This is a genomic window from Enterobacter sp. EC_50, from assembly GCF_019584525.1.
In the GTDB taxonomy this organism is placed as follows: domain Bacteria; phylum Pseudomonadota; class Gammaproteobacteria; order Enterobacterales; family Enterobacteriaceae; genus Enterobacter; species Enterobacter roggenkampii.
The window spans coordinates 38,461-47,602 of the sequence record NZ_VDAF01000032.1; the positions used below are offsets into that span (position 1 = coordinate 38,461).

Below are 9,142 nucleotides of genomic sequence, written 5' to 3' on the forward strand. Positions count from 1 at the left end.
TTGCGTTACCCCGGAGATTATGAAGACACATCCACAGTACGAACCCTGGCTGCAGGGCATGCTCATCATCGCGAAGCACTACCGGCTGGACTTTTCGGTGGAGCACGTTCGGGTCACGATTAACCATGAAAGCCAGTCGCCGCGCCAGCTGGTGCTGGAGGAGATGGCGCGCCAGCTTGGGCTGGGGATGCGCGTGGTGGCGGCGGAAGCGGCATCCCTCGATCCGTGGCGTCTGCCGCTGCTGGCGGAATTCACCGGCGGGCAGATTGCGGTGATCAACCGCATGGACAACGAAGGCAACGTCAGCCTGCAGTTCAGCGGCGACGGCGGCCTGGAGACGACGCTGACGCGCGAGGCGCTCGGGTCGCGATTAAAGGGCCTGATGGTGCTGCGCCCGCTCGAGTCCACGCCGGATGCCCGCGTGGATGACTACATCAAACCGTATGAAAAAAACTGGTTCTGGCAGCTGGCGCTGAAGGACTGGCGACGCTACGGCGACATTATGCTGGTGGCGCTGGTCGCCAACGTGCTGGCGCTTTCCGGCATGGTCTTCTCCATGCAGGTCTACGACAGGGTGGTACCGTCGCAGTCAGAAGCCACGCTGTGGGTGCTGTTCGGCGGCGTGATGATTGCCATCGTGTTCGAATTCATCATGCGCATGCTGCGCGTGCACATTTCTGACGTGGTGGGGAAGCGAGCCGATCTGCGTATCTCTGAACGCGTCTTTGCCCACGCGCTGCGGATTAAAAACGGCGCACGCTCAAAATCAACCGGATCGTTTATCGCGCAGATCCGCGAGCTGGAGTCGGTGCGCGAGCTGATCACCTCGACGACCATTGCGGCCCTCTCCGATCTGCCGTTCTTCCTGCTGTTCGTCTTCATTCTGTGGATGATTGGCGGTCCGCTGGTGCTGGTGGTCCTGCTCGCCGTGCCGCTGTTGCTTATTCCGGGCCTGCTGGTGCAGCGCCCGCTGGGGAAACTCTCCAGCGAAGGGATGCGTGAATCCGCCATTCGTAACGCCACGCTGGTGGAAGCGGTGCAGGGCATTGAAGACATCAAGCTGATGCGCGCCGAGCAGCGTTTCCAGAACCAGTGGAATAACACCAACGACGTCGCCGCCAGCGTCGGCATGAAGCAGCGCTGGTTGACGGGCCTGCTGCTCACCTGGACGCAGGAGGTGCAGTCCATTGTTTACGCGGTGGTGCTGCTGGTGGGCTGCTATCTGGTCATCAGCGGTGACATGACCACCGGTGCGCTGGTGGGCACCTCGATTCTGGCGTCGCGGACCATTGCGCCGCTGTCGCAGATCTCAGGCGTGCTCTCGCGCTGGCAGTCGGCAAAAGTGGCCCGCAAGGGGCTGGACGACCTGATGCAGCGGCCGATTGACGATCCGCAGCACGGCAAGAAGGTGCACAAAGCCCACCTGCGCGGCGACTATGCGCTTAAGGACGTCGGGTTTTACTACGACGAGGAAGAGAAACTCACCGTGCTCAACATCAGCAAGCTGCAGATCCGCGCCGGAGAACGCGTGGCGGTGCTCGGGCGCAATGGCTCCGGCAAAAGCACGCTCCTACAGCTTCTGGCGGGCATGCAGGAGCCGCAGCAGGGCAGCATTCTGCTGGACGATATTGCCCTTAATCATCTCGACCCGGCCGACGTGCGTCGCGACATGCAGCTGCTGAGCCAGCAGGCCCGTCTGTTCTTTGGCTCCGTGCGGGACAACATCCTGATGGGTAACCCGCTGGCGACCGACGATGAGATTCACCAGGCGCTGGTCAACAGCGGCGCGCTGGAGTTTGTGCGCAAACAGAAAATGGGACTGAACACTATCATCAACGAGGGCGGAACGGGCCTCTCCGGCGGTCAGCGACAGGCGCTTTTGCTGGCGCGCGCCCTGATCACCTCGCCGACTATTCTGCTGCTGGACGAGCCTACCGCCTGGCTGGACGAAATGAGCGAGAAGCAGTTTATTCAGCATCTTCACACATGGCTGGGTAAGCGCCGGACGCTGGTGGTGGCGACGCATCGCCTGCCGATTCTGGACCTGGTCGACCGCATCATCGTGCTGGAAAACGGCAAGGTCGTGATGGACGGCCCGCGCGACGCCATCCTGCACCAGCACGGCATGGCGCCGCAAAAGACAGCACAGCGCACCGTGACCATGAAACCGGCGGCGGTTGCAGAGGAGGGCGCAGCATGAATGATTTCTCCCGTTTTAATAGCCGACTGAAGGAGCCGCGCCTTCCGCGCGCCACGCTGGTGGCATGGTCGCTGTTCGCCCTGCTGGCGGCGTTTATCGCCTGGGCGAGCCTGTTCCAACTTGATGAGGTGACGACCGGCAGCGGTAAGGTGATACCGTCTTCTCATGAGCAGGTCATCCAGTCCCTGGAAGGCGGCATTATCCACAGCCTGATGGTGCGCGAAGGCGACATCGTCGAGCGCGGCCAGCAGCTCGCGCAGCTCGATCGGACAAAAACCGAGTCGAGCGTGCTGGAGAGCGAGTCGCGTCTGAATGCGGCGCTGGCCACGGCGGCACGCCTGAAGGCCGAAGTTAACGACACGGAGCTGACGTTTCCCGAGGAGCTGGATGACGACGTTGAGCTGGTTAAGCAGGAAACGGCGCTCTATCAGTCCCGTCGCGAGAGCCTTGAAAAAGGGCTGGCTGGTTTACGTCAGGGTGCCGAGCTGGTGCAACGCGAGCTGTCGTTGACCCGTCCGCTGGTGACCCAGGGGGCGGCCAGCAAGGTGGAGGTGCTGCGTCTTGAGCGTCAAAAAAATGAGCTTGAGAATAAAATCACCGAGATGAAAAACCAGTATTACGTCCGCGCCCGTGAAGAGCTGGAGAAAGCCAATGCGGAGATTGAAGCCCAGCGTTCGGTGATGAAGGGTCGGGAAGACTCCCTGACCCGACTGACCTTCAATGCGCCGGTTCGCGGGATCGTAAAGGATATTGACGTCACGACCGTGGGCGGCGTCATCCCGCCGAACGGCAAGCTGATGAGTCTGGTTCCGCTTGACGATCAGATGGTGATTGAGGCGAAAATTTCGCCGCGCGATGTGGCGTTTATCCATCCTGGCCAGAAGGCGCTGGTGAAAGTGACGGCCTATGACTACTCCATTTACGGCGGGCTGGAAGGGGAAGTGACCATGATTTCACCGGACACCCTGCAGGATGAGGTGAAAAGAGATGTTTATTACTATCGCGTCTATATTCGTACCGACAGTAACCATCTGACCAATAAGCAGGGTCAGGAATTCCCGGTCTTTCCGGGCATGATTGCCACCGTTGATATTAAAACCGGCAGCAAAACCATTCTGGATTATCTGTTGAAACCGCTGAATAAGGCAAAAGAGGCGCTGCGGGAACGATAGGTGAAGGGCGTTCGGAACACCGAACGCCTGGTGAATTATACGGTTGACGTCACGTTGTGAAGGTGGCGTCGCTCTTTAGGAACCACGTTGATGTAATGCGTGACATACGCAAAATATAATCCGGCATAATTTTCGACGAGTTCGATAAACGCCGGATAGACCGATAGCCGACCATCACCCCGATCTTTCAGATAGCCTGCCTCCTGAGCTGATTTGATAATCCGGTTGACGTGGATGCGCGATACAAAAAATTCTTTTGCGAGCGTGCTGGCTGAATAGTCAATAACGGCACCATGGGCGGATTTGTTTTTCATAGCCTGCAGGTAAAGATAAAGCATAATCATACGGCCACCATCTTTATCAATAAATAATCCTACTTCAGGCAAAACCTTTCTGAACGTTAATCCCCGAAAAAGATATTCTGCCGCGCGGCGGAAGAAGTTACTTCTCAAAATATCATTATCCAGCAGGTTTACATTAATATTAAATGTCGGATAAAGAATACTGACGGGCAAAAAAGCGCCGGACATATAACGCTTTAGTTCATTCAGGCCTTTTTCGGTTGGCGCGATTCTCGTCTTTCGTCTGTCTTCCGTACAGCGCCAGGTCCTGATGCGCCCGGTGGTTCTGAGTATCGTAATGATCGCAATAACGCTGTTGGGGCTGGCTATCTTATAGCGAGAACATAACTCTTTAATTTCAGAAACTGACTCGGCCTGATTTCCAAAAATAAAACAACACATGGAGAGAATAATGTTGAACCGTGATTCTTGTAGCATTGTCTTGTAGAACAAAGGTTGTTTTTTGTAGATGGTGTCATTAATTGTGTAGTGCTCTAATATTGCCTCACCGAATCGTGGATTGCTCTTTATGACATCCCTTCGATGTAGCAAGGCCCTGGATGAGATATGATTATCCATAGCATTTTTCTCGTATTTGAATGAGCCGATAGATGAAGTGTCCAGTCTTCTTTTTCGGAATTTTCATTATGCCCTGAGAATAAAATATTTGCCGTGGTTATTTGAAAAGAAAAGTATAGTTAAACGTTTGTGATTAACGCAAAGATGTTCCGGTGAATTAGACTGATAACAGTTTCTTAACCCTGGGTGCTACTGTAAAATTATACTACGCAACAGATGAAATAGATTTTACGCATACTCAAACAGAAATGGCGCTTTGGTGCCCAGGAGCAGGTTATGACCCAAAAAATGTCTCTCAAAAATGGGGTTTGCGATGAACATAAATTTGTCATCTCAGCCTGCGGCTTCACATTTCAGGGGTATTGTTCGATCCTCAATAAGTACGGAATCCACGCTTCCCAAATTCACTTTAACGGAGATGAGGCATCCCAACAGGATGTTGAAAATATCCTTAAAAATCAGGATGCCCATATCGTGGTGTTCCTCGGGAAAGGTGTCGTCAATCTCCTGGAAAGCCTGAAGCGACTGGCCTCGGTACTCAATGCACTCCCCGTTATTCGGCATGTCACCCTGTATGGTGATATTCCTGACGGCTGGCTGTACCGCACGCTGGGCAGTCTTTTAAATAACAGTTATCAATTATCATTGATTCGCGTAGCCAGCGTTTCGGATGTAGTAGGCTGTTTTAATACCCATTACAAAAGCTTTAAGGATCGTTCACGTGTATTACGCGAACGCTACATGGATATTGGCTCGGAAGAAAATCTAAAGTGGTTAACAAGAAGAGAGATTGACGTTTTATTAAATTTCTATCGTGGTATGTCCGTAAAGGAAATGTGCGATAGAATGGGATTGTCGAATAAAACGGTTTACACCCACCGAAAGGAAGGTGTGCTTAAATTACGTTTAATTAAGCGCTGGTTACACGATCCGCACAATTTTAAAGCAGATAAACCTGATAAACACCCGCGTCAAAAAGTGGGGTTCACGGAAAAAGAAGCCGAAATTTTTAATGCGTTACGTAATCGGGAAATATTCCCGGCATATCAGATTATTACCGATCGAGATAAAAAAGGGGTTGGGTTTGAAATCCTGATTCGCTGGAATAAAAACGGTAAAATTGTCAAGCCTGCCAGTTTTTTAACGGATGTTTCCAATCATGAAATCTGGCTGAAAATTACGGCGTTGGTCATCCATGCCGCCGTTTCAGGTATTAATAAGTATAACGGGAAATACTATTTTTCAGTGAATATTCCGCCTCGTCTGGCGTCCGGGAATGCTTTGCCTGATATGGCACGGAAAGCCATCGGCATGCTGCTCAAACCGCAGTGGGCCGAAAAGCTGGTTTTTGAATTTGCAGAAGATATTGACGTGACGAAGGACAAAAGGATCCCTGAAACCATGCGGCTTTTACGCAATACGGGGTGTCGATTGTTCCTGGATGACTGCTTCTCTAACCATCAAACCATGTTCCCGGTGCGCCAGGTGCATTTCGATGGGCTTAAGCTGGATCGGGACATCGTTGAGCATTTTGTGGCAAACGACAATGACTATAATTTGATTAAAGCGATACAGGTTTACAGCGACATGACCGGAACGGACTGTATTGCAGAGGGGGTTGATAGTGAAGAAAAGTTTGAGAAATTAGTCGAGCTGGGCATCAAGAACTTTCAGGGATATTATTTATCACGCGCCGTGAAAGAGGAGGAGTTAGACCGCATGGTCAGGTTGTTTAGTTAAGAAAAAATAAAGCCCCGAAGGGCCCTGGGTTATTTCCGGCCCAGCAACAAGCCGAGAACTATACCGATTGCACCCGCGGCAACGAGGCCGGTGAGGGGATTGTTTCTGACGGCTTCAGTGACATCGGAAACGGCATCGCTGGCCTGAGCGGCATATTTTTTAGCAGCACCTTTAACCTGATGTTTTGGTGAATCAACGAATTCACCAAACTGCTGCTGCGCTGAACCTGCAAGTTCATCAAATTTATTTTTTGCTTTATCTTCAGCAAACTGGGTGTTTTTATCAGTACCGAAATCAGACATTTTTGCCTCCTTTTGTTGATAATTAAAGGATAGCCGCTCTTTGTGGATACGGCAGACGAAAGGCTAAATTCGGCACCTGAAAGGGCGGTTTTCGGATATATCTCTATACCCGGAACCCGTTATTTCTCATTGTCATCCTGACCGTAAAACAGTTTCCCAATGCGGATCAGCGGGCGTCCCTGTGACTTACGGTGCAGGTTACTGTCCCTGAGCGAATAAACGCAGCCGCAGTATTCCTGCTGGTAAAACTGTTCCCGCTTGCTGATCTCAATCATGCGCGAGGAGCCACCCTGTTTACGCCAGTTATAGTCCCAGTACACCATACCCGGATAACGCGCGGCCGCACGCTGGCCGCAGTCGTTTATCTGCTGCATGTTCTTCCAGCGGGAGATCCCCAGCGAGCTGCTGATGACGCTGAATCCATTTTCTGCCGCATAGAGCGCCGTACGCTCGAAACGCATATCGAAGCACATGGTGCAGCGAACGCCGCGCTCGGGTTCCCATTCCATGCCTTTCGCGCGCTCAAACCAGTTATCGGTGTCGTAATCGGCATCAACAAACGGCACGCCGTGCTTTTCCGCAAAGCGAATATTTTCCTCCTTACGAATGAGGTATTCCTTTTGCGGATGGATATTGGGGTTATAGAAGAAAATGGTGTACTCAATGCCCGACGCCTGGATAGCCTCCATCACTTCACCGGAGCAGGGGGCGCAGCAGGAGTGCAGCAGCAGTTTGTCAGCGCCGTTTGGCAGGGTGAGTTGAGGGCGGATAAAAGGGGCTGTCGTCATGGCGTTCTGCACTATGTTTATGAAATTTATGGAAGGGTAGCATAAATTCATAATCTGTTGAGACGGGATCGACGCAGGAAAGCGCGATCCCGCGGGGCGGGATCTTCTCGGGTATGACGTGCCGCTATTCGGCAAATTTGAGCAACGCTTCTCCGTCAAGACGGTAGCGCACCCATTCGGACTGCGGCAGCGCGCCAATGCTCAGATAAAAATCGATGGCGGGCTGGTTCCAGTCCAGCACGCTCCATTCAAGGCGACCGCACTGCCGTTGTACGGCGAGCTGGGCGATATGTTTCAGCAGTGCTTTTCCCGCCCCCAGGCCGCGATAAGCTGGGGAAACATACAGATCTTCCATATAAATCCCGTTGCGGCCAAGCCAGGTTGAATAGCTGGTGAAGAACACGGCATAGCCGGCGATTTTGCCTTCACACTCCGCGATCAGCGCTTCGGTTTTTGTGCCTGCGCCAAAGAGCGTTTCCCGGATCTCCTCCGGCGTGGTAACCACTTCTTCCGGGGCTTTTTCATACACCGCCAGCTCATAAATCATGGCGTAAATGGCTGCCGCATCTTCGGGGCGTGCCTGACGAAGGGTGATGCTCATTGTTTTTCCTGCTTTTTAGCGTGCGTCTTGATTGATGGCGTTAAGCATACGGCGTATTGTCTGAAGAATTAAGTGCAATGAAATCAACAAATGATGAATATTATGCATCCGGCCCTGAGACGTCTTGATTTAAACCTGCTGCCCGTTTTCGACGCGATTTACCGCCACCGCTCCGTTCGGCTGGCCGCTGACGAGCTGGCGATGAGCACATCCGCGCTCAGCCATGCGCTGTCGCGCCTGCGTGCCACCCTGAATGACCCGCTGTTTTTCCGCGAAGGGCACCGCATGTCCCCCAGCGTGTATGCCTCTCAGCTCGCGCCTTCCATTGCTTCCGCACTGTCGTTCCTGAATCATGAGCTGACTCCGCAGCCGGAGTTTGATGCAGCCAGCAGTTCGGAGTGCTTACAAATTGCGATAACGGACTTTACCGCGCTGTGCATTTTCCCGGCGCTGATGCACAAACTGCAGCTTGCGGCCCCGGGCTTGCGTTTCGAATTGCGCTATCTGCCGCACAGCCCGGCGTTGACGGGACTGCTGGCGGGCGAGGTGGATCTGGCGCTGGGCTTCAGCACTCAGGATGATATCCGGCACCCGGAGCTGGAAGAGATCGACTGGTTTGAAGATGAGTATGTGGTCATTAGCAACGCGCGCCGGACGCGGCTGACGCTGGAGGATTATCTCGCTGCCCGACACCTGGTGGTGACGCCATGGAATGAGAAGCAGGGCGTTCTTGACGTACGGCTTGAGCAGCTGGGCTATACCCGACAAATCGCGATCAAAACGCCGTCGATGCTCAGCGCACCGTTTATCGTAGCGGAAAGTGACCTGCTGATGGCCATTCCTCGTTACGCCGCTGAGAAGCTGGTTACGGCAGCAGGCCTGAGGATTTTTCCTTTACCGTTCTCGATACGCACGTTTGAAGTGAAAATTTACTCGCATAAACGCAGCGGCCAGCGGGGCGCAACGCGCTGGCTGAAGGAGGAACTGCAAACGCTGGCGCAGGCTGCCAGGGGACGGTAGGCCGGGTAAGCGCAGTGCCGCCCGGCAGAAAGGACGGTCAGTACCGGATCGTCAATTTAACGGCAGGTAGATATCCGTTTGCAGCGCATGTTCCGGCACCTCGTGAATAAAGTTGAATTAGCGAAGCAATTAAATAATGCTAATCTTGGTCAGACAAAATTAGGGAAAACAGCTTTTGTGAAAAAAGGCGAGCGAGGGGCAAGAGGTTAAAACATCAACTTCACCATAAAAATCAATACAAGATGGTGGCGAGGTATATGATATTGATAACTTAAGGGTGTTAAGGAAGGTGCGAACAAGTCCCTGATATGAGATCATGTTTGTCATCTGGAGCCATGGAACAGAGTTCATCATGAGTCATCAACTTACCTTCGCCGACAGTGAATTCAGCAGTAAGCG

At 53.0% G+C, this 9,142-nt stretch carries 8 protein-coding genes; 4 read left to right on the forward strand and 4 right to left on the reverse strand.

Annotation, left to right across the window (positions count from 1 at the left end):
- The first annotated feature begins 19 nt into the window (after positions 1 to 19).
- On the forward strand, positions 20 to 2,200 hold the full coding sequence (locus tag FHC48_RS20690) for a type I secretion system permease/ATPase (protein WP_059364320.1): 2,181 nt from the start codon (positions 20 to 22) through the stop codon (positions 2,198 to 2,200).
- Positions 2,197 to 3,372 (forward strand): HlyD family type I secretion periplasmic adaptor subunit, encoded by a 1,176-nt coding sequence (locus FHC48_RS20695; protein ID WP_220418733.1) that lies wholly within the window; start codon positions 2,197 to 2,199, stop codon positions 3,370 to 3,372. The genes FHC48_RS20690 and FHC48_RS20695 overlap by 4 nt, the downstream gene beginning before the upstream one ends.
- A 35-nt stretch (positions 3,373 to 3,407) precedes the next feature.
- Here the strand turns inward: FHC48_RS20695 and FHC48_RS20700 are convergent, their stop codons facing one another.
- Positions 3,408 to 4,292: a hypothetical protein gene (locus FHC48_RS20700; protein ID WP_023327430.1), complete on the reverse strand. Its 885-nt coding sequence runs from the start codon at positions 4,290 to 4,292 to the stop codon at positions 3,408 to 3,410.
- Positions 4,293 to 4,568: 276 nt separating this feature from the next.
- Between FHC48_RS20700 and FHC48_RS20705 the strand changes: the two genes are divergently transcribed.
- Positions 4,569 to 6,032, forward strand: coding sequence for an EAL domain-containing protein (locus tag FHC48_RS20705; protein WP_059364318.1), 1,464 nt, complete (start codon positions 4,569 to 4,571; stop codon positions 6,030 to 6,032).
- Positions 6,033 to 6,061: 29 nt separating this feature from the next.
- On the opposite strand, the gene FHC48_RS20710 is transcribed toward FHC48_RS20705, so the two are convergent.
- From FHC48_RS20710 to FHC48_RS20720, 3 genes are all read right to left on the reverse strand, one after another.
- On the reverse strand, positions 6,062 to 6,334 hold the full coding sequence (locus FHC48_RS20710) for a YqjD family protein (protein WP_008502294.1): 273 nt from the start codon (positions 6,332 to 6,334) through the stop codon (positions 6,062 to 6,064).
- 119 nt (positions 6,335 to 6,453) lie between these two features.
- Positions 6,454 to 7,122: an epoxyqueuosine reductase QueH gene (locus tag FHC48_RS20715; protein ID WP_008502293.1), complete on the reverse strand. Its 669-nt coding sequence runs from the start codon at positions 7,120 to 7,122 to the stop codon at positions 6,454 to 6,456.
- Positions 7,123 to 7,246: 124 nt separating this feature from the next.
- A complete protein-coding gene (locus tag FHC48_RS20720) occupies positions 7,247 to 7,723 on the reverse strand; it encodes a GNAT family N-acetyltransferase (RefSeq protein ID WP_008502292.1) in 477 nt (158 codons plus the stop codon).
- A 90-nt stretch (positions 7,724 to 7,813) separates the two neighbouring features.
- Here FHC48_RS20720 and FHC48_RS20725 point away from each other — a divergent pair, with 90 nt between their 5' ends.
- Positions 7,814 to 8,743: a LysR family transcriptional regulator gene (locus FHC48_RS20725; protein ID WP_220420583.1), complete on the forward strand. Its 930-nt coding sequence runs from the start codon at positions 7,814 to 7,816 to the stop codon at positions 8,741 to 8,743.
- Positions 8,744 to 9,142: the final 399 nt, after the last annotated feature.

Excerpts from the sequence above, each read along its gene's own strand:
- FHC48_RS20700 (WP_023327430.1), bottom strand. The coding sequence starts at position 4,292 with ATGGATAATCATATCTCATCCAGGGCCTTGCTACATCGAAGGGATGTC.
- FHC48_RS20710 (WP_008502294.1), bottom strand. The coding sequence starts at position 6,334 with ATGTCTGATTTCGGTACTGATAAAAACACCCAGTTTGCTGAAGATAAA.
- FHC48_RS20725 (WP_220420583.1), top strand. The coding sequence starts at position 7,814 with ATGATGAATATTATGCATCCGGCCCTGAGACGTCTTGATTTAAACCTG.
- FHC48_RS20690 (WP_059364320.1), top strand. The coding sequence starts at position 20 with ATGAAGACACATCCACAGTACGAACCCTGGCTGCAGGGCATGCTCATC.
- FHC48_RS20720 (WP_008502292.1), bottom strand. The coding sequence starts at position 7,723 with ATGAGCATCACCCTTCGTCAGGCACGCCCCGAAGATGCGGCAGCCATT.
- FHC48_RS20715 (WP_008502293.1), bottom strand. The coding sequence starts at position 7,122 with ATGACGACAGCCCCTTTTATCCGCCCTCAACTCACCCTGCCAAACGGC.
- FHC48_RS20705 (WP_059364318.1), top strand. The coding sequence starts at position 4,569 with ATGACCCAAAAAATGTCTCTCAAAAATGGGGTTTGCGATGAACATAAA.
- FHC48_RS20695 (WP_220418733.1), top strand. The coding sequence starts at position 2,197 with ATGAATGATTTCTCCCGTTTTAATAGCCGACTGAAGGAGCCGCGCCTT.